The organism is Undibacterium sp. CY21W (genome assembly GCF_014284265.1).
Classification (GTDB): Bacteria; Pseudomonadota; Gammaproteobacteria; order Burkholderiales; family Burkholderiaceae_D; genus Undibacterium; species Undibacterium aquatile.
On record NZ_JACOGE010000002.1, the window covers coordinates 690,330 to 717,276 of the forward strand.

Here is a 26,947-nt window from a genome sequence, read left to right on the forward strand (position 1 = left end):
GTTCAGCACATCAGGAACGGTAATCGGCATTGATCGATACGTAGTCATGCGACAAATCACAGGTCCAGACCGTGGCGCTGGCGTTACCGCGTGCAAGTTTGACGCGGACGGTGATCTCGCTTTGCTTCATCACGCGCTGCCCGTCTTCTTCACGGTAATCAGGATTGCGGCCACCATTTTTCGCGACCCAGACATCATCCAGATACAGATTCAGTTTGCTGACATCAAGATCGGTCACGCCTGCATAACCAATCGCCGCGAGGATACGGCCGAGATTTGGATCAGATGCAAAGAAAGCGGTTTTCACCAACGGCGAATGGGCAATCGAGTACGCAATTTTGCGGCATTCTTCAATATCACGCCCTTCTTCGACGGCAATTGTGATGAACTTGGTTGCACCTTCACCGTCACGGATAATCATGTGCGCGAGTTTTTGCGACAGATCGATCACCGCTTTCGCCAGTTGCGCGTATTCCGGTGAACCGATTTCATTCACTTCCACTTCACCCGCACCGGTCGCGATCAGCATGAAAGAATCGTTGGTGGAGGTATCGCCATCAATTGTGATGCAGTTAAACGATTTATCAGCGGCCTGCTTGACCAGATGATCGAGTACGGGTTGCGCGACTTTTGCGTCCAGCGCCAGATAGCCGAGCATGGTCGCCATATTCGGCTTGATCATGCCGGCGCCTTTACTGATGCCGGTCATGGTGACGGTTTTACCAGCTATCTCTACGGTCGCGGATGCGGCTTTCGGCTGCGTATCGGTCGTCATAATCGCTTCAGCAGCGAAAAACCAGTTGTCTTCTTTCAGATTGGCAATCGCTTGCGGCAAACCGGCCACCAGACGATCAACAGGCAAAGGTTCCAGAATCACGCCGGTAGAAAACGGCAGAATCTGCGCCGCTTCACAACCCAGCAAATCAGCCAGCGCAGCACAAGTCGCATTCGCCGCCGCCAAGCCTGCATCGCCGGTTCCCGCGTTCGCATTGCCGGTATTCACGACCAGCGCGCGTATAGGGGCGGATGCCATGTGCATGCCTTCCAGATGGGCTTTCGAGACCTGTACCGGCGCGGCGCAAAAACGGTTGGTCGTGAAGACGCCGGACACGGTTGCCGTCGGTGCCAGTTCCATGACCAGCACATCTTTGCGGTTAGCTTTGCGGATACCTGCTTCGGCATGCCCCAGACGAATACCGGCAACCGGTTTCAGATCAGCAGCGACAGGGACGGGAGAATTGACGGCCATGATAGTTTCCTTGCGATGAAATCAAGCCGCCATTGTAGGACATTTTATTGTTCAGCGAACGGCAAAATCAGCACTGGGAATGAATGACAAAACGGATGACATAAGCAGATAACAGAAGCAAATGCCCGCAGCATCCGCCTCTTCCGGCGCGGGACATTACAAGCCCATCATCATCTGGGCAATGATATTTTTTTGTATCTCGTTAGAACCGCCGTAAATCGATAACTTACGCAGGTTGAAATAATTTGATCCCAGCGAACGCGCATCGCCATCGTTCGCCGCGTCGCCGTCATATCCATACACCGCAGTTTCCGGCTGAAATGGCTGCGCCTGCGGCCCCAATGCCTGCATCATTAATTCGCTGATGGCTTGCTGAATTTCTGTCCCTTTGATTTTCAGTATCGATGCTTCCGGCCCCGGCGCGCGCTGGCTGGCCTCTGCTGACAGCACGCGCAGGTTGGTAATTTCCAGCGCCATCAGATCAATTTCCACCTGCGCCACGCGCTCCGCAAACTGCGGGTCTGCAAGCAAAGGCTGGCCATTTTTAAATGTACGTAGCGCCAGCTTTTTCAGGCGTCCCAACTCACGTTTGGCTATGCCTATTCCGGCGATATTCGTGCGCTCATGGCCCAGTAAAAACTTGGCATAGGTCCAGCCCTGATTTTCCTGACCAACCAGATTTTCTGCCGGCACCCGAACCTGATCAAACCAGACTTCGTTAATTTCATGCGCGCCATCCATCGTGATAATCGGGCGCACCGTAATGCCCGGCGACTTCATATCGATCAGCAGGAAAGAAATGCCGCGCTGCGGTTTGACCTCTTTATCGGTACGTACCAGGCAGAAAATCCAGTCGGCATACTGCGCCAGCGTGGTCCAGGTTTTCTGCCCGTTGACGAGATAATATTCGCCGTCGGCATCGCGCATTCTGACGGCACTGGTTTTGACTGCCGCCAGATCGGAGCCCGCACCCGGCTCCGAATAGCCCTGACACCACCACTCATCCGCCGATAAAATTTTGGGCAGATAGCGTTGTTGCTGCTGCGGCGAGCCAAACGCCATCAACACCGGCGCCACCATCTTGATGCCGAACGGCGGCAGGCGTGGCGCACCGGCTGCGGCACAGGCTTCTTCAAACAGATATTTTTGTACCGCAGTCCAGCCGGTGCCGCCAAACTGCTGCGGCCAGGAACTGCCACCCCAGCCTTGCGCGAATAAAATCTTTTGCCAGCGTACATAGTCGTCACGCTCCAGCTTCCAGCCATTCAAGACTTTATCGCGGATATCTGCCGGTAAAGCACGCGCCAAAAACGCCTGTACTTCATCACGGAACATGCCGTCGGCAACACTCAGATTCAGATTCATCACAAGACCCGGATTAGTGAACAAAAATTAGAAAGCAGAACCCGCAGTATGCAATAAACCAGCGCTGACTGGCACTGCCTTCTGATGCTGCATGGCGGCAATCTACCAAGAACAGATCAGCAGCGTAATGATGGCTGAGCGAGTAGAGTTCGCAAAGGTGCTGACCAAGCTAGAAAAAGGTGACGTTCTTGTGTTCACCAGCCTGTCCCGCGTAGCTCGCCCGATGGTTCACATGGTCAAAATCGAAGCCGCCGTAGCCAAGGAAGGTGCAACGATCCAGATTCTCGATATGAACACAGATACCAGCACTCGAGCAGGACGCCTCACCTTCAACATGTTTGCTTCCATCGCTCAGTTCAAGCGCGAAAACATGCTCGAGCGGCAGAAGGTAGGTATCGCAGCAGCCAAGGAAGAAGGTAAGTACACTGGCCGTGTTCCTACGGCACAGGCGAAGGCCGCTCAAGTGTTGAAGCTGTACCACAAGGGGCTGACGAAGGAAGATATAGCGAAAACCTGCGAAATCGCTGTCGCCAGCATCTACCGCATCGCCAAGGCGAACAAGACCCAAATAGACGCGGCAGGGGTTCACAGTCACCAGCGCCAGCGAGCGGCCCTTTAGATATTTTGCCAGCAGCAGCGCCGACATATCCCTTGCTGGCCCAGCGTTAAGCCACGCCTCCGACCTCCCGAACTTTCAGTTTGCACCCCTCCCACCAGCGCCACGCACACCTTCCAAATACTTTTTGGATTCAAGTCTGAGTAGTTCGGTTGATACCAACTTGCCAATATTTTTTTGCAGTTTTTTTAGACCGAAGACTCGTCCATTCTGCAGGTGTGCAGTAACAAACAATCTAAAGATTCTGTCAACCCTGCAGCCGAATCTAATAAAATAATCCCAAAATGGGATATCCCAAAAGAGGATTCATACTTTGCAGATGATCAAGTCTCTGCATTCTCCCGCCTATGTTGTGTTTCGTCAGGTTATGGCTGACACACGCGAGCACCAAGGGTTAACGCAAGCCGAACTTGCCAACCGCCTTGGTAAACCCCAATCTTTTGTATCTAAGTACGAGAGTGGTGAACGCCGTCTAGATGTGGTCGAGTTTCTGTTGGTTTGCGAAGCCCTTGGTGTAGAGCCCACAGCACTTTTCCAATCACTCCTCGGTGCAATTCATGAAAACAAGTGAAGTCATTCAAGCCGCAAGCGAACACCTCAACCAATTTCCAGGCCATATCTTTGACGTCCTAACGGTTACTAAGCCAGTATCACCTGACGCTGCAGTCAACCTTGCCAAAGTGATCTCGAAGCTGTCGCCTTTGCTCGGCAATATGATTGAGATCAACACTTGCGAACTTCTAAACGAGCAAGCGGAGTTCAAGTCTCTTGGGAACTGGAAACGTCAAGACCCTGGCTTTCCCGACATTATTCTCGACGGGGAGGTAAAGCCGACCCCCGGTTTTGAGATCAAGGCATGGTTTCCACTTGCTACCGAGATTACTGGGCGATTTAAGGATAGCCAAAACCATTTCTTAGACGACCGAACATACGTGGCATTGATCGCGTGGTTGCCCGAATTCCTAATTTTCGGGAAGCCAAAAATTATCAGTGTAGCAGTGGTATCCGGGGCCACTGTTGCGAAGACACGAGACGGTAAATATCACAAACCACCAGATTATCTTGTGCTTGAACCTCAGGACACCAAGAAACGCGCTAAAAACCTTCAGCAGACGAATACGGCAGGCTATAAGTGGCAACCAAACGATGATCCCGCTATTGAAGCTGCAAACCTGAAGGAGGCACAGAAAATGCTGGCGTCTTGGGGTGACGATGGCAAGAACTATTCGCCCTCGCCAGAGTATCAACAAAAGCTTAAAACAATGATGGGGAAGTTCAACTATCGCCTTGACACAAACTTTGCCAAACTAGATCGAGTGGGCCATCATAACGTTGAAGAGTTTGCGAAGTCTGTTTATGCCATGGAGTACCACGGCATGACAATTGGGCAATGGAACACTCTACTAGCAAGCGGCAACGTGTCCGCGATCAAAGCAGCACTCGCCGAGAAATTCGGGATAGTCGACATTGATGCGGAAAAGGCTCTACTTAAGTAAATAGGTCTGGCAGAGTTTGGAAGCGCGTCAATGCCAATTGAAAGTAATCAGGGTCCAACTCTGCCGAGAAGGCACGTCGTTGAAGTTGTTTGGCCGCCAAACTAGCAGAGAATAAGCCGCCGAACGGCTCCCAAATGACATCATTGGGCTGTGAGGAGGCTTCGATGATTAACTTCAACAGGTCGAGCGGTTTTTGGTTCAGATGCGCCACCTTGCTGTTTTTTTCTGAAACCTTCAACCGCTCTGCCCCTTTAAGAGGCGGGCGATCCCATACGTTCATCCATCCGTGAGGGCAATAAAACTTTGATCGCATCTTGGCCCAGTCTTCTGCCACCATAGGACGCTTGCCATCTTGCGAAAAGTATGGGCGCCCCTCAGGTTTCCCATGTTCGTTGGCGTAGGCCGCCATCTTTGCAAAAACGTCAGGCGGCGGGAAGTACCAAAGATGACCCTGATCAAGGTACTTTCTTACTGCCGCATCTTTAACACCGCAAGCCTCGTTGGCCGATCGAAGCGTCAAACCTGTACGCTTCCATTCCTTGTATAGCCAATGCTGTAGCGTCTGGTTATCGATTCGGGCCTCGAAAACGTATTGAACACAGACTTCAGATACGACAGGAAAGCGACGGATCTTAGCCGTATTCACGTTCCCAGCCACATGCCCCCTGCCCTTATTCCAGATGTTGGCGTTCACATACCGCCACCCATGTTTTTCAAGAGTGGCGTGTGTTGCTGCCCATCCAATTTCCGAGTTCCAAAACCAAAGAGTGGTTTGCGCGGTCGCTTGCTTGCTCCATGCTTGGATGTGAGGCTCGTACCAGTTTGCAATGTCAAGGTGGCTGGACGTGTCGCCTTCGAACCCCAAGATGCCATAGGCACCGTCAGAAACAATGACAGTTGGCGTGTCCCAGCTTTCATAGCAATCCAGACTATTTCCGCATGACAATGTAACCATCCCGTCATCGAAGGGCGGCTGAGTGGGGAGAGCTGAAGTCGTAAGTGCTTTCGCCCGCCCAACGGTACTAGTGCGGGGCTTTTTTGTAACTCGCTGATCCATGGAAGGTCGCTCAAAAAATCCTATTTTGGGATTTTACACCGGGACCTAAAGCCTGTCTATCTAAGAGGCAAGCAGATATGAAAGAGAACAACCTTTACTAGCGGTACGTCGTCCGTGCACTCGATTACAGAGCCAACCGTCCGCTCGAAGCAATCACGTGCACCTCTGCCCTATCGAGCTAACTTGCAACAAGTGAGTGCACACCGTTTGCACACGAACAGCCTAGAACCCGTATAAACACTGTTTCTTACGTCCAGTCCATCATTGCAAAGTCAGGCGATTATCTGGATGACATCAGCGCGATTCTTCATAAAAGAAGCGGTTAAAACGCATACTCCCCCCTGTTTTTATAGAAATCGGCTTAACCTCAGCATAAACATTGGGGCTTTTAAGATACTAGGGGGGAGTATTTTTAATGCATTTGAGAGCAAAAAAGCCGTTGCAGACCAGATTACCAGCTATGTCAGTGCAGGCACGGATGCCGCCACAATGACCAAGACAAACGCAGCCGCTGCGGCGACAAACCGCACGATGTTGATCGTGCAAGAAAATGCCCATAAAAAAGGGATGAATTTCTTCATCCCTTTTTCAATGCATGACACTAAAGTCAGACTTGCATCACGCCAGCTTGCCGTGGCATTGCTTGTATTTTTTACCGCTGCCGCAAGGGCAAGGATCATTCCGGCCGACCTTCAATGCATACGTGATTTCCTGCTGGCCACCGTTATTCGTCGCTGCAGATGGTGCCAGCATTTCTTCCGGTGATGCGTTTTCATCAAAGTCAGCATGTTGGTAATGCACGTTGCCGACTTGGGATTGCGCCATTTGTTCTTCCGCCGCTTCGATTTCTTCACGCGACTGGATACGGACAGTCACCACAGTGCGAACCACGTCATTTTTGATCAGATCCAGCATTTGCGAGAACAATTCAAACGCTTCGCGCTTGTATTCTTGCTTAGGATTTTTCTGTGCGTAACCGCGCAGATGGATACCCTGACGCAGATGATCGAGTGCAGCCAGGTGTTCACGCCAGTGGCTGTCTATGCTTTGCAACATGACGCTGCGCTCGAAGCCAGCGAAAGATTCTTTACCGACGATCGCGATTTTTTCTTCGTAGCTTGCGTTCACGGCTTGCTGCACGCGTTCAAGAATATCTTCGCCGGTCAGATTAGGTTCTTTTTCCACCATGCTGGCCAGCGGCAGATCCAATGCCCATTCAGACGACAGTGCCGCTTCCAGACCTGGAATATCCCACTGCTCTTCGACCGAACCCGGCGGCACATACATGTGCACCACATCGGCAAACATACCGTGACGCAACGACGACATCAGTTCCGTCATGTCGTGCGCTTCCAGCAATTCATTCCGCTGCTGGTAAATCACTTTACGCTGATCATTAGCAACGTCATCGTATTCCAGCAATTGCTTACGCACGTCGAAATTGCGAGCTTCCACTTTACGTTGGGCAGATTCTATCGAGCGCGAAACGATGCCCGCTTCAATCGGTTCGCCTTCCGGCATTTTCAGGCGTTCCATGATTGCGCGCACGCGGTCACCGGCGAAAATACGCAGCAACTGATCGTCCAGCGACAGATAGAAACGGCTGGAACCAGGATCGCCCTGACGACCGGAACGACCGCGCAACTGATTATCAACACGGCGTGATTCGTGACGCTCGGTACCGACGATATGCAAACCACCGGCATTCACCACCTGCTCATTGAGTGATTTCCACTCGTCGCGCAATTGTTGCGACTGCGCCTGTTTCTCAGCATCCGACAATGCCGGATTCGCTTCGATCAGCTGCACCTGCTTGGCGACGTTACCGCCGAGCACGATATCCGTACCGCGACCCGCCATGTTCGTCGCAATCGTGATCGCTTTCGGGCGACCCGCCTGCGCCACGATTTCCGCTTCACGTGCATGCTGTTTCGCATTCAGCACGTTGTGCGGCAATTTGGCCTTGGTCAGAATGTCGGATAACAATTCGGAATTTTCAATCGATGTGGTACCGACCAGCACAGGCTGACCACGTTCGTAGCAATCCTGTATGTCTTTCAACATCGCGCCGTATTTTTCTTCGGCGGATTTATACACCTGATCCTGTCGATCTTTACGTTGCGAAGGACGATTCGGCGGAATCACAACGGTTTCCAGACCGTAAATTTCCTGGAATTCATACGCTTCGGTATCGGCCGTACCTGTCATACCTGACAGTCGGGTGTACATGCGGAAGTAATTCTGGAAAGTGATCGAAGCCAGCGTCTGATTCTCATTCTGAATCTTCACGCCTTCTTTCGCTTCGACTGCCTGATGCAAACCATCAGACCAGCGACGGCCTGTCATCATACGGCCGGTGAATTCATCAACGATAACGATTTCATCATCCAACACCACATAGTGCTGGTCTTTGAAATACAAGGCATGTGCGCGCAAAGCTGCGTACAGATGATGGATCAGGCTGATATGCGCCGCGTCATACAGCGATGCGCCTTCCGGCAACAAGCCCATCTGCGTCAGAATTTTTTCTGCCTTGTCGTGACCGGCTTCGGTCAGCAAGACCTGATGCGCTTTTTCATCTTTTGTGTAGTCGCCCGGAACTTCGATCTGGCCTTTGCCATCCGGCGTTTCTTCGCCGATCTGCAAAGTCAGCAGTTTCGGCACTTCATTAATCTTGTAATACAGTTCGGTGTGATTTTCAGCCTGACCGGAAATAATCAGCGGTGTCCGCGCTTCATCGATCAGAATCGAATCGACCTCATCGACAACGGCGAAATTCAAGCCGCGTTGTACGCGCTCTTTCGCTTCAAACACCATGTTGTCGCGCAGGTAATCGAAACCGAATTCGTTATTCGTGCCGTAGGTGATATCGGAGGCGTACGCGCCCTGCTTAGCATCGTGATCCAGTTGCGACAGATTGATACCGGTCGTCAATCCCAGCCAGCCATAGAGTTGCCCCATCCATTCGGCATCGCGCTGCGCGAGGTAATCATTCACCGTCACCACATGCACGCCCTTGCCAGACAAAGCATTCAGATAAATCGGCAGGGTTCCCATCAGGGTTTTACCTTCGCCGGTACCCATCTCTGCAATTTTGCCGTAGTGCAGAACCATACCGCCTATCATCTGCACATCGAAATGGCGCATTTTCAGGACGCGCTTACTGGCTTCGCGGCACACCGCAAATGCTTCTACCAGCAAACTGTCTAAGGTTTCACCTTTCGCGACACGGGCTTTAAATTCAGCAGTCTTGGCTTGTAAAGCCTCGTCTGACAGAGTTTCCAGCTGAGGTTCCAATGCGTTGATCTCACGCACCGTCTTTTGGTATTGCTTCAAAAGCCGCTGATTGCGGCTGCCGAATATCTTGGTCAGGAATGACATGCTATGAACGAAAAGTTAAATTCTGAAAAAAGCCGCAGCAAAAACTTGCTTGCACAGCAACAATATGGGATAACTCACGATTTTACCACGCGGGAACGGCTTGACCAGCAAATCACTGCCTAAACCTTGACGCATTGGTACGAGTTGGTGGCTATTTGGACAAACTCAAGCTTATTTTTGATTCAAAGCGGAAAGACTGGCCTGATTGGCTCCGGCGGACAGGAATTTATGCGGATTTTGCGGTACATCCTTGACCCGCACCTCGAAATGCAGATGAGCGCCGGTTGAGCGGCCAGTCGAGCCTATATCGGCAATATGCTGCCCGCGCTTGACGATATCGCCGAGCTTCACATAAATTTTGGAGGTATGCGCATAACGGGTGATCAGCTCACCGCCGTGATCAATTTCCAGCATATTGCCAAATTGCGGATGATACTCAGCGGCAATCACCACGCCCCCAGCGGCAGCCTGAATCGGCGTTCCGGTCGGCGCTGAAAAATCGATGCCTTCATGGAATGCGCTGCGCCCGGTGAACGGATCAAGGCGCCAGCCAAATCCTGAAGCGTTATACGCAACATTCACAGGCTGTATCGTCGGCAACATTTTTGACTGTATCTTGAAACCCATCAGCTTCGTTTCGACGACATTCATATAGTCGGAGCGATGTTCAACATCCTTTTCTAACGCGTCCAGCGCTGCCTGAAACTCTTCCATATTCAGTTCATGTGAAGGTGCGCTGGAAATTTCCGGACCGCCGCGCGCTGGCAGCTCCTTGAAATTAAACTCCTCTGGTTTAACGCCTGCCAGACCTTGCACACGCTCGCCCAAGGCATCGAGCCGTATCAATTGCGCCTGCATTTCGCCCAGCTTGACCGCCATTGCCGCCAGGTTTTCTTTGACATAGCGGTCTTTCGCATTCGGATCGTTTGGCAGAGCGGCGCTGGCCGGCAGGATATTTCGCAAGAAAGGTAAATCGGCACTCGCCAACCGGAATGTGAGTGCCGCCATCAGCGCACCGCAAATAATCGTGATGAGCATAAAACCCAGTATCGCCAGCACGACATGATGTGACGACAAAGTCACCGATTTCGCTTGGGTAAAGCGGGAGTGCATTAATATAATTTGCATCAATACTACCCCTTAAAAACTCTGTGGAATGCGGCTGTAACGCCGCCCGGTTTGTGGTAATGTGCTGCCCATGTCAACACCATTCACACCATCGCGACCTCCGTACCGAATCAATATCAAGCGCGGACGCCCGGTTATGGGTGCCACTGGCGCTGGCGATTTTTTGCGTAGCAACGATAAAATTTCGCCGCTGCTACCTACGATACAACGTCATTTGTCGCTGCAAAAAGATTGCGGTGCGATTTTGCCGCCGATATTTGATACCTGTGAAGTCATGCAACTGGCAGATGGTCTGCTGACGCTGTCTGCGCCGAATGCGGCATTAGCAACCAAACTGAAACAACAATGCCCGAAATTGCTGTGCAGCTTGCAAGAGCGGGGCTGGCAGATTAACGCAGTCCGCATCAAAGTACAAGTCAAGCGGGTCGTAGAAAAAGCCCCGCCTGTGAAACAACTGGCACTCTCAGGCAAAGCACTGCAGGCATTCAGTACCCTGGAACAGAATCTGGAAAACACATCCCAGAACACGGATCTGCTTGCGGCATTGTCACGGCTGCTAGAGCGCCATCAACAACCAAAAAAATAACACTGAGCATCACGGTGCAGCAGCAATCAGCGCTCGCGTTCTTTTTCCCACAGAACATCGCTGCCGCCATCAACCCGATTCAAAACCCGCGACAAAACGAACAGCAAATCAGACAGACGATTCATATACTGACGCGGATGATCATTGATGGCTTCATTTTTCCCGACACTCACAATCGCCCGTTCAGCGCGCCGGCAAACGGTGCGGCACACATGTGCCAGCGCTGCTGGCCGGTTTCCCCCGGGCAGAACAAAATCCCGCAACGGCGGCAAATCGGCATTATATTTTTCCAGCAAAGCATCCAGACGTGCGACCTGCGTTTCAGTAATCAGGCTATAGCCGGGAATACACAACTCGCCGCCCATATCAAATAAATCATGCTGAATAGAGATCAGCTCATGCCGCAACTGCGGCGATAAGTTTTCACACAACAAGACGCCAATATGTGAATTCAGTTCATCCACGTCGCCCATCGCGTGCACCCGCAACGCGTCTTTATCAACACGACTACCGTCACCCAGACCAGTGGTACCAGCATCGCCGGTACGTGTCGCAATTTTTGAAAGTCGGTTACCCATAGCTCATATAATTCGGACTGAAGTCGCAGAGCATAAGCCAAAAACGTCGGGAACGCATCATAATAGACACCATCGAATATGCTGCTTACCAGCATAAAATAAAAAACCAGCGTTATCGTAGGCCAGATCCGGGTGTACTTAATAACTGCAATGCTGAGAGGCTTATAAGGCTGCTGTCAGAAATGCGCGTCATAATGGTGGATTAGCGGCTATTCGCGCCGCCTTCGCTATGCCAATAAACGAGACACACTGCATGCATGTGCGCCACTGAGCGCATGGGATGAAGAATAATCAGGATACAGAATGGCTACAAGATTACCTCCGGTTCACGCTCTTTCCGCTTTTGAAGCGGCCGCCCGCTTTGGATCATTTGCCGTCGCAGCAGAAGAGCTGTGCATCACCCCTTCCGCGCTTTCCCACCGCATACGTTTACTCGAAGAACATTTGTGCGAACGTGTGTTTGTCAGAGAAGGCCGCAGCGTCACACTGACTGAATTCGGTCGTCGCTATCTTGACGTGGTGCGGAATGTGTTGCGCACTTTGTCTGATTTTCCGTTGCCCAACAAAGCAACGCAAAATCAGATGCGCGTCAAAGTCACAGTGCCGCCAACGTTTGCCCGTTACATGTTCATGCCACGTCTGGCAGAATTCACCAGCAAACATCCTGACATCGAAGTGGAAGTCTATCTGTTTGTTCCCTTATACGATCTCAGCTTGTCAGAAAGTGATGTCGAGGTCAGATTCGGCGCGGGAGAATATCCTAATCTCGTCACTAAAAAACTGTTCATCGAACCAAGCTTTGCGGTTGCCAGCCCGGCTTATCTAAAGACGATTCCAAAGATCAGCACACCGGCTGATTTACACCATGCCTGTTTGCTACGCTCGGCACTGGAACCATGGCAACCCTGGTTTGAAGTCGCCGGTTTAGACTGGGCAGAACCAACGCATGGATTACGCGTTGATGATCTGGGCTTATTACTCGAAGCGATTAAACATGGTCATGGTGTAGGTTTAACACGCCAGCACTTTGCGCAGGAAATGATAGACAACGGAGAAGTCATTCGCCTGTTTGACACACAACTGGCAACGCCGCCGCACGCCTACCATCTGGTACACGAAGCACAGCCAAGCCTGAGACCGGAAGTAGCACTGTTCATCGAATGGATGCAGTCTGTCTTTAAGGATTAAATGCGGGCAGCGCCGACCTGGCGCTACCACGTTACCAGTTGATCCGGCACAGTCGGAAATAAAATCTTTATCAAGGCTGCATCCCTTGCAGACAGGGCGTTGGCCAAGATCAGTCAACTCCTTTTCCGGCTGCGGCACACCAGAGAGAAAACCATTGCTCACGGCTCAATATCTGGCTACATGCAAGAACAGCTTCACGCAATGCCGACTTACGCCCAGATCCAGTCAGCACCATCGGCTTAGAAGGATGTTGTAAGACCCAGGCAATCGCAACCGTTGCCGGAGGCACTTGAAGTTCTGCGGCCACCTGACCCAAAGCGACGCGGACACGCTGCACATCGGCATTTGCTGTGGCATCCGATAATAAAGCACCACCACCCAATGCCGACCAGATCATCGGCGCAATGCGCAATCGTTGGCACAAATCCAGTGTGCCGTCATGCAAAGGCGACAGATGCAACAGCGAGAGTTCGACCTGATTTGTGACCAATGGAAAACGTGATGCCAGTAAATCAAATTGCGACGACGTAAAATTCGACACGCCGAAATGTGCGACCTTGCCACTTTGCTGTAAATGATGAAATGCCTCAGCCATTTCATCGGCATCCATCAAAGGATCGGGACGATGAATCAACAGCAGATCCAGACGATCAATCTGCATTGCCCGCAAAGAATTTTCGGCAGAAGCAATGATGTGCTGGCGACTGGTATCGTAGTGCTGAAGATGATGTTCAGGGCGATGCTGCGACACCAGTTTGATACCGCACTTACTCACGAACTGAAATTCTTTTTTTAATTCAGGCGCTATATGCAACGCCTCTCCGAGCAGGCGTTCACTCTGGTAATCGCCATAAATATCCGCCTGATCTATGGTTGTAATACCGAGTTCCAGCGCCTCTTGCAAAAAGCTGACCCGTTCTTGCGGTGTTTTTTGCCAACTCGCCAGTCGCCACAGACCAAGAACGATACGGGAAAATTCCGGACCACCGGGGGCAATCTGAATACGTGGGGAAATCAATGAGGTATTCATATTTTTTGTATTTCCTGAATCGCGGAAACTAATTCCGCTGTTTTCGTAAAGCCGGATGCAATCATGTGCAAGGCATTGTCGTGAACCAATAACAGTGCGGGGAAGCCGCGTATTCCCCAGCGCTGGCATTGCTCAAATTCCTGCCGCGTGTCCGCCATGCACATCGGTGACACGAGTGTTTCATAAAAACTGGACGCATCAAAACTATCTTCACCGTCCATTCCATTCAGGGCATTGACCGCAACATCCGAAAGAATATGTAAATCGGTTACGTCTTTGCCTTCGGCATAAAACGCATGTTGAATAGCGCGAAAGACCGATAACAACTGTACTGGTGCAAGGTGATCCGCCAGCATTTTGGTCGCCACAACTGCACGGCATGCAGGCTCAGTATCGTATTTAAATCCCTCTTGCGTCATCCCTGTTGCGGCAAACGGCAGACCGGTGGCTTCGGCGACATGCATCCAGTGACCGCGTATGGTTTGTCGTTGTTCCTCACCCATGATCTCCTGGTTATAGGCGCGCAAGCCACCGACGACGATATCCAGATTCGCCTCCGGCATCAGTTCCAGCAAGGCTTGCAACTCCGGACCAAAACCATAGCACCATGAACACATAGGGTCAGCGACGTAGATCAGTTGAATCATGCGATATCTCTTTTCATAGCGAGAAAAAAAATCAAATAGGGGTCAGAGTGTACGCAATTTATGCTGGATACAGCGCACCAAGAATACGCGGGCCTTTGGCGCCAGTGACTACCGGCAGATTACCGGGACGGCGCAGACAGAATTGTTGCGCCAGCCAGGCAAAAGCCATCGCTTCTACTTGCTCCGGTGCGACACCGAGCGCATCCGTGCTGCACACCAGCGCAGACGATCCGGCCTCAAACAAAAAAGTCTGCAACATCAGCATCAGACGACGGTTAAACGCACCGCCGCCGCACACATATACGGTCTTTGCCTGCTGTCCGCCGTAAGTACAAATCGCCTGCGCCAGACTCATCGCGGTGTAAGCGCACAATGTCGCCTGTACGTCGGCAGCGGGTACGGTATCAAATCCCTGTAATTGCTGCTGCAACCATGCGGGATGAAACAGATCACGTCCGGTGCTTTTGGGCGGAGCAAGATGCAAATAAGGCTCAGCCACGAGTTTCTGAAGCAATGCTGAATTCACTTCGCCTTGCGATGCCCAGGCACCGTCGGCATCATAGTTTTTTGCGTGATGCTGATGTATCCAGTAATCCATCAGCACATTGCCCGGCCCGGTATCAAAACCAGTCGTGCTGCCATCCGCGCCAAGAATACTGATATTGCTGATGCCGCCGATATTGGCGACGACTCTGCATTCATTGTCGGCCGCAAATACGGCGTGATGAAATACCGGCACCAACGGTGCGCCTTGTCCGCCAGCAGCGATATCACGACTGCGGAAATCAGCAATCACATCAATGCCGGTTAATTCGGCCAGTAAAGAGGGGTTGTTCGTTTGACGGGTATAACCCAGCTCAGGCCGGTGCCGTATCGTTTGTCCATGTACACCGATTGCCCGGACATCCTGAAGAGGATATTGCTCAGACAAAAGATGAACGCACTCAGCATAGGCTCGCGCCAGCGCGTTGGCCAGCAAGGCTTCCTGATGCAGTTCATCATTGCAAGTACTCTGCAACATCATTGCCTGCTGTCGTATCTCTGTTGAAAACGGAAGGTAAGCGCTGGCAAGTAACTCCACAGGCGTTCCCGGTGTTTCAGGCAGGCGCACGAGCACCCCATCCACACCGTCAAGGCTGGTGCCAGACATTAAACCAATATACAAAGAAGTATTCTGCATATGCACATCACTAAAAATGAAAAAGGCCGAACGCAATGTTCGGCCTGTATTGAGCTTATCGCTTTAACGGGATGCCAGTTTCATCGTTTCCGCTAAACGTTCAGGACGCAGCAAATTGAAGCGGTGGTGCATTTCAGCAGCAACTACTTTGAAACGCGGCATATCGTTTCCTGCCAATGGTGGAGCCTCTGGCAAACTGATGCCCATAGGATCGCGTGCCTCATTATTCACACGGAACTCATAATGCAGATGAGGGCCAGTTGCCCAGCCAGTTGAGCCGACATAGCCGATGACTTCACCCTGACTAACACGGCTGCCTTTATGTATGCCAGCCGCGAAACGGCTCATGTGCGCATAGGCTGTGCTGTAATTGGAATGATGTTTCACCACCACCAGATTACCGTAACCATTGCTTGGTCCAACAGAATCCACAATACCATCAGCAGTCGCACGAATCGGCGTTCCTGTCACAGCAGCAAAATCGACGCCTTTATGCGCTTTCCACTGACCTGAAATCGGGTGTACGCGCATCGAGAATCCCGAAGAGATACGGGTAAATTCCAACGGAGATTTGAGGAAAGATTTTTTGAGAGACTTACCGTCGAAAGTGTAATAACCACCCTGACCACCGGCTTCATCAAACCACACAGATTGGTAAGTTTTTCCGGCATTAGTGAATTCACCTGCGAGTACCCGGCCAGTTTTCACAAGTTGGCCGTTTTGCCAGAAACTTTCATAGACCACATTAAACTGGTCTCCGCGTTGCAGCTTGCGAAAATCAATGTTCGTTTCAAACATACTGACAATCTGCGACGCCACATTATCAGCAATGTTCGCCTCATCCGTCGCTGCAAACAGCGAGGAAACGATATTGCCGGAGGTCATTTCAACGCGACGCTCCAGTGCAGCAGGCGCGTCGGTTGCCACGAAATGCCCCGAAGCATCGCGTTTGACTTCGATATTCCGGGCGGGCTTATCTGTACCATCCACGACTGTCGTCTGCAACCATTCCAGCTCGCCGTCTTCATTCGTTTTGACGCGAACGGACTTATCGGTACGCAACTGTAATAAGCTGCGCGCCACATTATCGGTTTTAATGAAAGTATTCGCGTCGGCGTCATCCACGCCCAGGCGCAACAATAAGCCACTAAGCGTGTCGCCACGACGGACTATCTCTTCGCGAACATACTGCTGATCAGCATTGGCCAATGCAGCGACTTGTTCATCAAGGCTGGGTAAAGGCAATTCTTTGGTAATTTTTTTAACCGGCAAATCTGCCGCATCCGGTGCCAGAGGCGCAACGGCCGTCGCACCTACAGCACAGACAGCGAAGAATAAAGCAGTGACGGAAACAATACGGGAAACGCGGGTGGAACCTAACAACAGTCTGGAGCTGCCGGTAGCCACACGAAGTAATTTATCTGATGGTCGCATGCAATAAGTTAAAATTGACTGTTTTTATCGAAAATTCGGGGGTCGCTGCAGCAATAATATTCTAAGCAAAACATGCTCGAAGAATATGATCGGCGACAAACCAAGGCTGGATTATAAAGCAAGAAAACTTGATCCCAGCAAAATTAAACCGACACCCAGAATCTGGCAAAACGCTGATTATTGATTCAGAATGAGAACCCTGACCAGCGATGTTACAAAAAATCTCGTTTAAATACCTATGACTTCTGCACAAAATTCCACCTCCAGTTCCAGCATCATCACGCCAGCCAAAGCCTTGCCACTATCCGATGCCGTACAACACGCCCTCGCGGTCACAAAACGTGGCGTTGACGAATTGCTCATCGAAAGCGAATTTGCGCAAAAACTCGCCCGCAGCGAACAAACCGGCAAACCTTTACGTATCAAACTGGGGCTGGATCCGACTGCACCAGATTTGCACCTTGGTCATACTGTCGTTCTGAATAAATTGCGGCAACTGCAAGATTTAGGCCATCAGGTTATCTTTCTGATTGGTGACTTCACGTCGATGATCGGCGATCCTTCCGGACGCAATATCACCCGCCCGCCGCTGACCCGTGAGCAGATCGAGGAAAACGCCAAAACTTACTTCCGGCAAGCGAGCCTGGTATTAGATCCGGCAAAAACTGAAATCCGTTACAACTCAGAATGGTGTGATCCGCTGGGTGCACGCGGCATGATTCAGTTGTCATCAAAATATACTGTGGCTCGTATGATGGAGCGTGATGACTTTACCAAACGTTTCAAAGCAGGCACACCGATTTCGGTACACGAGTTTCTGTATCCGCTGATGCAGGGCTATGATTCCGTCGCATTACATGCTGACCTCGAACTCGGTGGCACAGATCAGAAATTCAATTTACTGGTCGGACGCGAACTGCAAAAAGATTACGGACAAGAGCAACAATGTATTCTGACCATGCCACTGCTGGAAGGTCTGGACGGCGTTGAAAAGATGTCGAAATCAAAAAATAACTACATCGCCATCACGGAACCGGCAAATAACATGTTCGCCAAGATCATGAGTATTTCAGACGAGATGATGTGGAAGTATTACGACCTGCTTTCGTTCTGCTCTATTGAGCAAATTGCAGTCTATAAAAAAGCCGTTGCTGACGGCCAGAATCCACGCGATATCAAGGTTGCGCTGGCGCAGGAAATCGTTGCCCGCTTCCATAATAAACAAGCCGGTGAAGATGCACTGTCCGATTTCGTTAACCGCTCGAAAGGTGGCATACCGGACGACGTGCCGGAAGTCAGCCTGAGCGGTGCGCCAGTCGGCATCGCGCAGTTATTGAAACAGGCAAATCTGTGTGCATCGACCTCTGAAGCTTTGCGTATGATTGAGCAAGGCGGCGTACGTATTGACGGCACCGTTCTCAGTGACAAAGGTCTGAAGGTCGAAGCCGGGACATTTGTATTACAAGTCGGCAAACGAAAATTTGCCCGCGTGACTTTGTCAGCATGATCGCACTATTGCAACGCGTCAGCCATGCCAGTGTCGTCGTCGATGGTGAAACCACCGGCGCGATCACAGCGGGCTTAATGGTATTGGTCTGCGCAGAACGCGGCGACAGTGAAACCGAGGCGGATGCCTTACTCAATAAGCTGCTGACCTACCGCGTATTCAGTGATGATGCTGGAAAAATGAACCTCAGCATTACAGATACGCAGGGCGGCTTATTGCTGGTACCGCAATTCACGCTGGCGGCCAATACCAACGCCGGCACCCGCCCTTCGTTCACGCCTGCTGCACCGCCTGATGTCGCGCGCCAATTGTTCGACTATTTTGTCCGGCAAGCAAAAAGCAAACACAGCACCGTCGAGACTGGCCGTTTTGGTGCCGACATGAAAGTGTCGCTGACCAACGACGGTCCTGTCACATTTTGGTTGGAAACAAAAAAATCAGCGTAACGACATCGCCTTAGCCGTTTCGACGTGCCTGCAACTATCCACAAATCAGATGACTGAAATTCTCCTTATCCGCCACGGTGAAACAGCCTGGAATGCTATTAAACGCTTGCAGGGCCACCTTGATATTCCATTGAATGCACAAGGAACGCAGCAGGCAAAGGCGCTGGCGTGGTCGCTGCAAAATGAAAAACTGGATGCCATCATTTCCAGTGATTTACAACGGGCAGTGCAGACTGCCGGTGAAATCGCGCGCTTGCAAGGCATCAGTACCCGCATCGATGCTGGCTTACGCGAACGTTGCTATGGCGGCTTTGAAGGACAACTGTACAGCGAGATTCCACATGTTTTTCCGGAAGCCTATGCGGCGTGGAAATCGCATGATCCTGACGCAGAATTTCCTCCAGGGGAAAATAAAGGTGAGACAACACGTCAGTTTCATCAACGTATCATCGAGCACATTGAGCACTACGCAAAACAATTCGAAGGGAAAAAAATCGCCCTGGTCGCCCACGGTGGTGTACTCGAATGCGCGTATCGTGCAGCCAAAGGATTGCCGTTGAATGCTCCACGTGAGGTGACGATTTACAACGCAAGCATTAACCGCTTTGAGTACAAAGACAATGCTTTGCAACTGATCCAGTGGGGAGACATTGCCCATCTCGATACTGACGCCATGGATGAAATTAATCAAAACGATAAAGCATCCTGACGTCGTTCATATCGCTTATCTCCATTGATAGCGCTGATGCAAGCACCGCATCCGCTCTACATCAAGCACACACATGCTGCGCAATTTTCAGCCAAACTTCAACCAAACAAAACATGACGACAAGCCAGTACCGACTGGCTGTCGAAATTTAGAAAAGCAAGTCTAAAGCTATCAAAATCGCGACCTGATTGAAATAAATATTCCTTCAGAAAACAGCGTATTTGCTAATTATTTAGGCAGGTTTCAGGTAAAATAGCGCTTCTTCAAATTCCCTCCCACCTCATCGTGCAAATTGGTTCCTACGTCTTGCGTAACAATATTTTTGTGGCTCCCATGGCTGGGGTCACCGACAGACCTTTCCGTCAGTTATGCAAAGAACTTGGTGCAGGTTATGCCGTTTCGGAAATGGCGGCATCGAATCCGAAATTATGGGAAACCGAAAAATCGACCCGACGCACTAACCATGCCGGAGAGATGGAACCCAAGGCAGTACAGATCGCAGGCGCAGATCCCAAAATGCTTGCGGATTGCGCAAAACATAATGTGGATAAGGGCGCGCAGATCATCGACATCAACATGGGTTGCCCGGTCAAGAAAGTATGCAATGCGTGGTGTGGCTCGGCGTTGCTGCAAAACGAAGCTCTGGTTGGCGACATTCTCGATGCCGTGGTCGGTGCCGTCGATGTGCCTGTCACGCTGAAATTCCGTACCGGCTGGGACAGAGCAAACAAAAACGCGCTGACGATTGCACGTATGGCGGAATCTGCTGGCATACAAATGCTGACCTTGCATGGCCGTACCCGTGCTGATGGCTACAAAGGCGATGCCGAATACGACACCATTGCCGCCGTCAAAGCGGCGGTGACTATTCCAGTGGTTGCCAATGGCGATATCACCACGCCGGAAAAAGCAAAATACGTGTTAGAAGTTACCGGTGCAGATGCGATCATGATAGGGCGTGCAGCACAAGGGCGGCCCTGGATCTTTCGCGAAATCGAACATTTCCTAGCAACTGGCGAACACTTACCACCGCCACTGATCAGCGAAGTCAGGCACCTGATGGATAACCATCTGAAAGCACATTATGAGTTTTACGGTGAGTATCTTGGTGTCAGGACTGCGCGCAAACACATAGGCTGGTACGTGCAGGATCTCGTCAACGGCGAGGAATTCCGGCAGCAAATGAATTTACTAACGTCGTGCGATGAACAACTTGATGCCGTCAGTCATTTTTTTGATCGCATGGCGGGGGAACGGTTACAATACCGCCCCTTTGAAGAAAAAATGGCGGCGTAAAACAAACCGATATTTGTAATCCGACCGCATAACATCAGCGCCTTCAGCATTGAAATGAAAGCGCCGACCGGCATAACCGAACAGTGACAAAAACAGCATGAGCAAAGATAGCATTCAGGACGCCGTCCATAAAAATCTGGAAAAATATTTCCGCGATCTCGGCGAACAACCCGCCTCCAATATTTACGACATGGTTGTATTAGCAGTAGAAAAACCTATGCTGGAAATGGTGATGATACGCGCCTCCAGCAACCAGTCACAAGCAGCAGACATGCTCGGCATTAACCGCAATACCTTGCGCAAGAAATTGCAGCAGCACGGTTTGCTGTAATTATTTGCCGCCAGCGCCTGACACCGATTTCCTTACTCACTTATCTTCATCATGATCAAACAAGCTCTTATCTCCGTCTCCGACAAGACCGGTGTGCTCGAATTTGCACGTGAATTGTCTGCACTCGGTGTCAAGTTGCTCTCCACCGGCGGCACCGCTAAATTATTGGCCGATAATGGTTTAGCTGTAACCGAAGTAGCGGACTACACGGGCTTTCCTGAAATGCTCGACGGACGTGTGAAAACACTGCACCCGAAAGTACACGGCGGCATTCTGGCGCGCCGCGATTTTCCTGAGCATGTTGCAGCGCTTGAACAGCATGGCATTCCGACGATAGATATGGTCGTTGTGAATCTCTACCCTTTCCAGCAAACGGTCGCCAAAGCAGAATGCTCACTCGAAGATGCGATTGAGAACATTGATATCGGTGGCCCGACGATGCTGCGCTCATCGGCAAAAAATCACAAAGACGTGACCGTGATTGTTGACCCCAGCGACTACACCGTGGTTCTCGCCGAAATGAAGGCGAATAACAATGTCGTCAGCTATGACACCAAGTTCACGCTGGCAAAAAAAGTCTTTGCGCATACCGCACAATATGACGGTGCTATCACTAACTATCTGACCAGCCTCGGTGAAGATAAAGCACACACGACACGCAGCGCTTATCCGCAGACACTGAATCTGCATTTCGACAAAGTGCAGGAAATGCGTTATGGCGAAAACCCGCATCAGTCGGCAGCTTTCTATCGTGATTTGAAAACAGTGGATGGCGCACTCGCCAACTACAAACAATTGCAAGGCAAAGAACTGTCGTACAACAACATCGCTGACTCCGACGCAGCCTGGGAATGCGTTAAGTCGTTCAAAGAATCCGCTTGCGTCATCGTTAAGCATGCGAATCCTTGCGGCGTAGCGGTAGCCCCGACACCATTTGACGCATACAGCAAAGCATTACAAACCGATCCGACATCAGCCTTTGGCGGCATCATTGCATTCAACCGTGAACTCGATGGCAAAGCAGCAGAAATCGTCGCTAAACAATTCGTTGAAGTACTGATCGCACCATCGTTCACAGCAGAAGCAAAAGCGATTTTTGCAGCCAAACAAAACGTACGTTTGTTGGAAATTGCCTTGGGCAACGAAGTCAATCAATACGACGTCAAACGCGTAGGTGGCGGCTTGCTGGTACAGGCACCGGATGCGAAAAACGTTTTGCAGGAAGAATTGCGCGTCGTCTCCAAACTTCAACCGACACCACAACAAATGGCCGACATGATGTTTGCATGGCGTGTCGCGAAATACGTTAAATCGAATGCGATCGTATTCTGTGGCAACGGTATGACGCTAGGTGTCGGCGCCGGTCAGATGAGCCGTATTGATTCTGCGCGTATCGCTTCGATCAAAGCACAAAATGCTGGGCTGTCGCTGATAGGTTCTGCTGTAGCGTCAGATGCATTCTTCCCGTTCCGTGACGGTCTGGATGTAGTGGTCGATGCAGGCGCGACTTGTGTGATTCATCCGGGTGGCTCTATGCGCGATCAGGAAGTCATTGATGCCGCAGATGAACGCGGTGTGGTGATGGTCTATACTGGCACACGTCATTTCCGTCATTAATCATTCGCCTTGCTCTTTTGCGGGGCAAGGCACACATGAAGATTTTAGGTATCGACCCCGGATTGCGGACAACTGGATTCGGGGTTATTCATAAGCAGGGACAGAAGCTCACTTACGTAGCATCTGGCACCATCAAAACGGTCGAAGGTTCTTTACCTGAGCGGCTGAAAACTATCCTTTCCGGCGTTTCTGAAATTGTCCGCACTTATCAGCCTGATTGTGCGGCGATAGAGAAAGTCTTCGTCAACGTCAATCCACAATCCACCTTATTGCTGGGACAGGCGCGTGGCGCAGCCATCTGCGCATTAGTCGCCGCTGATCTGATGGTCGCCGAATACACGGCGCTGCAGGTCAAGCAAGGGGTTGTCGGCCAGGGGCGTGCCAGCAAGGAGCAGGTGCAGGATATGGTGCAACGTCTGTTAATGCTATCCGGCACACCAAGTGCGGATGCCGCTGATGCGCTCGGGGTTGCGATTTGCCACGCCCATAGTGGTGAAGCCCTGGCAACCTTGAGTGCCATTGCGCCCGAACTGGCAAAAAAAGGTCTACGTGTGAAAGCAGGCAGACTGATAGGGTAAATGCACATCCTGTAAGATCAAATTCTATGTCTGACACTCGTCGAAACTTAGCATCCCTCAATGTTGATGCGCCCCAGCGAGCCTTTTTGCCTGAAGACCCTTGTAAACACGACGACACATCTTCTTTTTATTTTCCGCTGCAGCTCAGGAAAGCAACACCAGTCCTAAGTCGTGGAATTTCGCTGACACACTCTCGTCAAGCCGGAGAGAATCGTTTACTATCACTGCTTATTCATACAGTATGAAAGCAGTCTCATGATAGGTCGCATCGCAGGCACTCTGCTAGAGAAAAATCCCCCTCAATTATTGATCGATTGTCAGGGTGTAGGCTACGAAGTCGATGTGCCGATGAGCACGTTTTATAACCTGCCACCGCTAGGCGAAAAAGTGGTTTTGCTGACACATCTGGCCATACGCGAAGATGCACATGTGCTGTTTGGTTTTGGCACAGCAGAAGAACGTGCGACCTTCCGTCAACTGGTTAAAATCAGCGGCGTCGGTGCGCGCACGGCATTGTCTATCCTTTCGGGAATGTCTGTGGCAGATCTGTCGCAGGCAATTACGATGCAGGAAGTCGGTCGCTTAACCCGCATTCCGGGAATAGGCAAAAAAACTGCCGAGCGCCTGTTACTGGAACTCAAAGGTAAACTCGGTGCCGATTTATTTACGTCCGGCATGGCGGCCGCGGCAGGTGATCATAGCGCCGACATTCTGAATGCCTTGTTAGCTCTGGGTTATTCCGATAAAGAAGCAATGCTGGCGATGAAATCCGTACCAAAAGATACAGGCGTATCGGAAGGCATCAAACTCGCCCTGAAATCACTGTCTAAAGGCTGAAAAATTACATCATGAGCATACAGACAGATAATCTTTCGATCAATTTCAGCGAACAGCGCATCATTGCGGCAACACCGGTGTCCGTTAACGAAGAAGCGATTGAACGCGCATTACGGCCAAAACAACTCGACGAATATGTTGGGCAGGAAAAAATCCGTGATCAGCTGGAAATTTTCATCACGGCTGCGCGCCAGCGCGGAGAAGCACTCGATCACACCCTGCTGTTCGGCCCTCCGGGCTTAGGTAAAACCACGCTGGCACACATTATTGCCCGTGAAATGGGAGTCAACCTGCGTCAGACTTCGGGGCCGGTTCTGGAGCGTGCAGGCGATCTGGCCGCACTACTGACGAATCTGGAAGCAAACGATGTGCTGTTTATCGATGAAATTCACCGTTTGTCTCCCGTCGTTGAAGAGATTTTATATCCTGCGCTGGAAGACTATCAGATCGACATCATGATAGGCGAAGGCCCCGCTGCACGCTCGGTTAAACTGGATCTGCAACCGTTCACGCTGGTCGGTGCAACAACGCGGGCGGGCATGCTGACGAATCCTTTGCGTGATCGCTTTGGTATCGTCGCCCGTCTGGAATTTTATACGCCGGAACAACTGACGCGTATCGTCACACGTTCGGCCTCCCTCCTGAATGCACCGATACACGAAGCTGGCGCGCGAGAAATCGCTAATCGCGCGCGTGGCACACCGCGTATTGCCAATCGCCTGCTGCGGCGGGTACGTGACTATGCCGAGGTGAAAGGCAATGGCGAGATCACCAAAGATATTGCCGATGCCGCGCTGAAAATGCTGGATGTGGATACCGTTGGCTTCGATCTGATGGACAGAAAGCTACTTGAAGCCATCCTGTTTAAATTCGGTGGCGGCCCCGTCGGGCTGGACAATGTCGCGGCGGCAATCGGTGAGGAACGTGACACCATTGAAGATGTGCTGGAACCCTATCTGATACAACAAGGTTACCTGCAACGTACTCCTCGCGGGAGAATTGCCACCACTTTGGCTTACGAACATTTTAATCTTGTACCGCCAGAGAATGAGTGACAGCCAGAAATCGATTGCTTCCGGCGTAAATACAAAATCACTTCAAATACTGACGCAAGGACACCCAATGATCACGATAAGCAAATAATTGGCCTCTTTCGTTCATCAAAAGTGAGTCAAACAAATTGTCGATTGCCCGAATTCCATACACAAAATAAAAAAGCACCCAAAGGTGCTTTTTTATTTTCTAAGACAGCAAGCTCACGCCTGCTGAAGATTAGAATGCGTGACGGATACCAACGTTAACCATACGCTCTGTACGTCCCAGCCCAGATGCTAAGCCACCTGCATTTACGTTTGCATCATTAGACAACCGAGAAAAAGATGTGTAAACATTAGTACGTTTAGACAGAGAGTGTGTATAACCTAAAGCCAGTTGTGTGCTATTGCGATCAGTACTGACTACATCACTAGAAACGCGTGTTACACCAGCGATGATAGTACCTGCTGCGCTGACCGGGAAAGTCGCACCAAGATTCCAAAGTTTGTAGGCAACAGAGTTATCATCTGATTTCACTTTACCATAAGCAAGCGCTGCTTTCACAACTGTGAAGTCATAAGTTGCACCAGCGAAAATATGCTTAACAGCATTCGTTGGCTTTGCAGCAGCAGAGACATCTTCTGTGTGATATGCCACTGTTGCGAGCAACGGTCCTGCTGCGTAAGACCCAGATGCACCGATACCACGGTTTTTGCTGTTATCACCAGCTTGTTCGCCAAATGTATAAGCCAGAGAACCAGTAAAACCACTCAGGTTGTTGGTTGTATAGTTTGCTGTGTTGGTGGAACGTGGATTTGTTGCAAAAAACAGATTACCCAAGCCTGTTGCACTTGTGCTGTCTGTTGCGCTACCACCGATAATGCCTGTGCCGAATGGATCGATAGAGTCTACAGCATCGAACATTGGTTTGTTTTGACGACCCAGTTGAATCGCGCCAAAGTCACCGGACAAGCCCACCCATGCTGCACGACCAAATGCCAGTCCGCCTTGAGCAGACGCACCGGTATCAGCCTGAATACCCATTTCCAATTTGAAATTTGCTTTCAAGCCGTTACCCAGATCTTCACTACCTTTGAAACCCAGACGGGAGCCAGATTGCACGCCACTGTCCAATGACGTAATCGCACCTTTACCACCTTTAGAAAAGGCACCGTTATTTTCATTCTGAAGAGCCATATCCAGTACGCCGTAAACGGTTACGGAAGACTGTGCCTGAGCCGTACCTGCAACTGCTGCCAATACTGACAATGCGATAAGTGATTTTTTCATTTTTATTTCTCCAAAGGGTTTAAGACAATTACGTTGAGTTTCGATCATTCATTTCAACTTGCTGGCAAGTGATACTAAAAATGAAACGTCAAAATATATGAACTGCTAATATCAACAGTCGTATTTGACCAAATTTGAAGAAGAACAGCCAAGTTAAATCGACGTTCGAGGGTAAATAAGCGAAATTGATGTCTCAATTCCACAACAGACCATAATGGATAATCGATATTGCTCTGGAGGATAAGAAAGTTGGGAAAGACAAATTTCGAGTATCTGAATATGAGTTTTTTAAAATTAAAATGACGAAAAAACATTAAAAATCACAAAAACATCAATACAACATCATTAATAATTTTCGTTGTTCAA

At 50.6% G+C, this 26,947-nt stretch carries 26 protein-coding genes; 14 read left to right on the forward strand and 12 right to left on the reverse strand.

All coding sequences use genetic code 11. The features are described 5' to 3' along the window. Nucleotides 1-10: 10 nt before the first annotated feature. Together argJ and H8K29_RS07725 are read right to left on the reverse strand one after the other, a co-directional pair. Nucleotides 11-1,249: a bifunctional glutamate N-acetyltransferase/amino-acid acetyltransferase ArgJ gene (argJ, locus tag H8K29_RS07720; protein WP_186897079.1), complete on the reverse strand. Its 1,239-nt coding sequence runs from the start codon at nucleotides 1,247-1,249 to the stop codon at nucleotides 11-13. Between the two features lie 156 nt (nucleotides 1,250-1,405). Next, on the reverse strand, nucleotides 1,406-2,614 hold the full coding sequence (locus H8K29_RS07725; RefSeq protein WP_186897080.1) for an acyl-CoA dehydrogenase family protein: 1,209 nt from the start codon (nucleotides 2,612-2,614) through the stop codon (nucleotides 1,406-1,408). Nucleotides 2,615-2,705: 91 nt separating this feature from the next. Between H8K29_RS07725 and H8K29_RS07730 the strand changes: the two genes are divergently transcribed. From H8K29_RS07730 to H8K29_RS07740, 3 genes are all read left to right on the forward strand, one after another. Then, nucleotides 2,706-3,233 carry a recombinase family protein gene (locus tag H8K29_RS07730; RefSeq protein WP_186897081.1) on the forward strand — a complete coding sequence of 176 codons (528 nt, stop codon included), beginning with the start codon at nucleotides 2,706-2,708 and terminating at the stop codon, nucleotides 3,231-3,233. 316 nt (nucleotides 3,234-3,549) lie between these two features. Beyond that, nucleotides 3,550-3,801, forward strand: coding sequence for a helix-turn-helix domain-containing protein (locus H8K29_RS07735; RefSeq protein WP_222611422.1), 252 nt, complete (start codon nucleotides 3,550-3,552; stop codon nucleotides 3,799-3,801). Continuing rightward, a complete protein-coding gene (locus H8K29_RS07740; RefSeq protein WP_186897082.1) occupies nucleotides 3,788-4,726 on the forward strand; it encodes a hypothetical protein in 939 nt (312 codons plus the stop codon). The genes H8K29_RS07735 and H8K29_RS07740 overlap by 14 nt, the downstream gene beginning before the upstream one ends. Here H8K29_RS07740 and H8K29_RS07745 read toward each other — a convergent pair. The 4 genes from H8K29_RS07745 to H8K29_RS07755 all read right to left on the reverse strand — a co-directional run bounded on the left by H8K29_RS07745 (nucleotide 4,719) and on the right by H8K29_RS07755 (nucleotide 10,292). After that, nucleotides 4,719-5,681: a DNA methyltransferase gene (locus H8K29_RS07745; protein WP_255423296.1), complete on the reverse strand. Its 963-nt coding sequence runs from the start codon at nucleotides 5,679-5,681 to the stop codon at nucleotides 4,719-4,721. The genes H8K29_RS07740 and H8K29_RS07745 overlap by 8 nt on opposite strands. A 560-nt stretch (nucleotides 5,682-6,241) precedes the next feature. Continuing rightward, nucleotides 6,242-6,364 carry a hypothetical protein gene (locus H8K29_RS17925; RefSeq protein ID WP_255423297.1) on the reverse strand — a complete coding sequence of 41 codons (123 nt, stop codon included), beginning with the start codon at nucleotides 6,362-6,364 and terminating at the stop codon, nucleotides 6,242-6,244. Nucleotides 6,365-6,401: 37 nt separating this feature from the next. Beyond that, nucleotides 6,402-9,164: a preprotein translocase subunit SecA gene (gene secA, locus H8K29_RS07750; protein WP_186897084.1), complete on the reverse strand. Its 2,763-nt coding sequence runs from the start codon at nucleotides 9,162-9,164 to the stop codon at nucleotides 6,402-6,404. Between the two features lie 171 nt (nucleotides 9,165-9,335). Next, nucleotides 9,336-10,292 (reverse strand): M23 family metallopeptidase, encoded by a 957-nt coding sequence (locus H8K29_RS07755; RefSeq protein WP_186897085.1) that lies wholly within the window; start codon nucleotides 10,290-10,292, stop codon nucleotides 9,336-9,338. Nucleotides 10,293-10,362: 70 nt separating this feature from the next. Here H8K29_RS07755 and H8K29_RS07760 point away from each other — a divergent pair, with 70 nt between their 5' ends. Then, nucleotides 10,363-10,878: a DciA family protein gene (locus H8K29_RS07760; RefSeq protein ID WP_186897086.1), complete on the forward strand. Its 516-nt coding sequence runs from the start codon at nucleotides 10,363-10,365 to the stop codon at nucleotides 10,876-10,878. A gap of 26 nt (nucleotides 10,879-10,904) precedes the next feature. Here H8K29_RS07760 and H8K29_RS07765 read toward each other — a convergent pair whose 3' ends face one another. Further along, the gene (locus H8K29_RS07765) at nucleotides 10,905-11,456 is read right to left on the reverse strand and encodes a cob(I)yrinic acid a,c-diamide adenosyltransferase (protein WP_186897087.1); all 552 of its coding nucleotides are present in this window, start codon (nucleotides 11,454-11,456) and stop codon (nucleotides 10,905-10,907) included. Between the two features lie 303 nt (nucleotides 11,457-11,759). On the opposite strand from H8K29_RS07765, the gene H8K29_RS07770 reads away from it, so the two are divergent. After that, complete coding sequence (locus H8K29_RS07770; RefSeq protein WP_186897088.1) at nucleotides 11,760-12,644, forward strand: LysR substrate-binding domain-containing protein; 885 nt, start codon at nucleotides 11,760-11,762, stop codon at nucleotides 12,642-12,644. 109 nt (nucleotides 12,645-12,753) lie between these two features. On the opposite strand, the gene H8K29_RS07775 is transcribed toward H8K29_RS07770, so the two are convergent. The 4 genes from H8K29_RS07775 to H8K29_RS07790 form a co-directional block, all read right to left on the reverse strand. After that, nucleotides 12,754-13,674: an aldo/keto reductase family oxidoreductase gene (locus tag H8K29_RS07775; protein ID WP_186897089.1), complete on the reverse strand. Its 921-nt coding sequence runs from the start codon at nucleotides 13,672-13,674 to the stop codon at nucleotides 12,754-12,756. Then, nucleotides 13,671-14,321 (reverse strand): DsbA family protein, encoded by a 651-nt coding sequence (locus tag H8K29_RS07780; RefSeq protein WP_186897090.1) that lies wholly within the window; start codon nucleotides 14,319-14,321, stop codon nucleotides 13,671-13,673. Before H8K29_RS07780 ends, H8K29_RS07775 begins: the two co-directional genes overlap by 4 nt. A 58-nt stretch (nucleotides 14,322-14,379) precedes the next feature. After that, a complete protein-coding gene (locus H8K29_RS07785; protein WP_186897091.1) occupies nucleotides 14,380-15,501 on the reverse strand; it encodes an anhydro-N-acetylmuramic acid kinase in 1,122 nt (373 codons plus the stop codon). Nucleotides 15,502-15,564: 63 nt separating this feature from the next. Then, on the reverse strand, nucleotides 15,565-16,935 hold the full coding sequence (locus H8K29_RS07790) for a peptidoglycan DD-metalloendopeptidase family protein (protein WP_186882784.1): 1,371 nt from the start codon (nucleotides 16,933-16,935) through the stop codon (nucleotides 15,565-15,567). Between the two features lie 238 nt (nucleotides 16,936-17,173). Here H8K29_RS07790 and tyrS point away from each other — a divergent pair, with 238 nt between their 5' ends. From tyrS to ruvB, 9 genes are all read left to right on the forward strand, one after another. Next, nucleotides 17,174-18,442: a tyrosine--tRNA ligase gene (gene tyrS / locus H8K29_RS07795; RefSeq protein ID WP_186897092.1), complete on the forward strand. Its 1,269-nt coding sequence runs from the start codon at nucleotides 17,174-17,176 to the stop codon at nucleotides 18,440-18,442. After that, nucleotides 18,439-18,888 carry a D-aminoacyl-tRNA deacylase gene (gene dtd / locus H8K29_RS07800; RefSeq protein ID WP_186897093.1) on the forward strand — a complete coding sequence of 150 codons (450 nt, stop codon included), beginning with the start codon at nucleotides 18,439-18,441 and terminating at the stop codon, nucleotides 18,886-18,888. Before tyrS ends, dtd begins: the two co-directional genes overlap by 4 nt. 49 nt (nucleotides 18,889-18,937) lie before the next feature. Continuing rightward, nucleotides 18,938-19,597, forward strand: coding sequence for a histidine phosphatase family protein (locus H8K29_RS07805; RefSeq protein ID WP_186897094.1), 660 nt, complete (start codon nucleotides 18,938-18,940; stop codon nucleotides 19,595-19,597). Nucleotides 19,598-19,882: 285 nt separating this feature from the next. Next, on the forward strand, nucleotides 19,883-20,893 hold the full coding sequence (gene dusB / locus H8K29_RS07810; RefSeq protein ID WP_186897095.1) for a tRNA dihydrouridine synthase DusB: 1,011 nt from the start codon (nucleotides 19,883-19,885) through the stop codon (nucleotides 20,891-20,893). 97 nt (nucleotides 20,894-20,990) lie between these two features. Next, nucleotides 20,991-21,224: a helix-turn-helix domain-containing protein gene (locus H8K29_RS07815; protein ID WP_186882779.1), complete on the forward strand. Its 234-nt coding sequence runs from the start codon at nucleotides 20,991-20,993 to the stop codon at nucleotides 21,222-21,224. A gap of 51 nt (nucleotides 21,225-21,275) precedes the next feature. Then, the gene (purH, locus tag H8K29_RS07820) at nucleotides 21,276-22,841 is read left to right on the forward strand and encodes a bifunctional phosphoribosylaminoimidazolecarboxamide formyltransferase/IMP cyclohydrolase (protein WP_186882778.1); all 1,566 of its coding nucleotides are present in this window, start codon (nucleotides 21,276-21,278) and stop codon (nucleotides 22,839-22,841) included. A gap of 35 nt (nucleotides 22,842-22,876) precedes the next feature. Next, on the forward strand, nucleotides 22,877-23,419 hold the full coding sequence (gene ruvC / locus H8K29_RS07825; RefSeq protein WP_186897096.1) for a crossover junction endodeoxyribonuclease RuvC: 543 nt from the start codon (nucleotides 22,877-22,879) through the stop codon (nucleotides 23,417-23,419). Between the two features lie 255 nt (nucleotides 23,420-23,674). Further along, on the forward strand, nucleotides 23,675-24,256 hold the full coding sequence (gene ruvA / locus H8K29_RS07830; RefSeq protein ID WP_186897097.1) for a Holliday junction branch migration protein RuvA: 582 nt from the start codon (nucleotides 23,675-23,677) through the stop codon (nucleotides 24,254-24,256). A gap of 11 nt (nucleotides 24,257-24,267) precedes the next feature. Beyond that, nucleotides 24,268-25,311 (forward strand): Holliday junction branch migration DNA helicase RuvB, encoded by a 1,044-nt coding sequence (gene ruvB, locus H8K29_RS07835; protein ID WP_186897098.1) that lies wholly within the window; start codon nucleotides 24,268-24,270, stop codon nucleotides 25,309-25,311. A gap of 217 nt (nucleotides 25,312-25,528) precedes the next feature. On the opposite strand, the gene H8K29_RS07840 is transcribed toward ruvB, so the two are convergent. Beyond that, nucleotides 25,529-26,629 carry a porin gene (locus tag H8K29_RS07840; protein ID WP_186882774.1) on the reverse strand — a complete coding sequence of 367 codons (1,101 nt, stop codon included), beginning with the start codon at nucleotides 26,627-26,629 and terminating at the stop codon, nucleotides 25,529-25,531. Nucleotides 26,630-26,947: the final 318 nt, after the last annotated feature.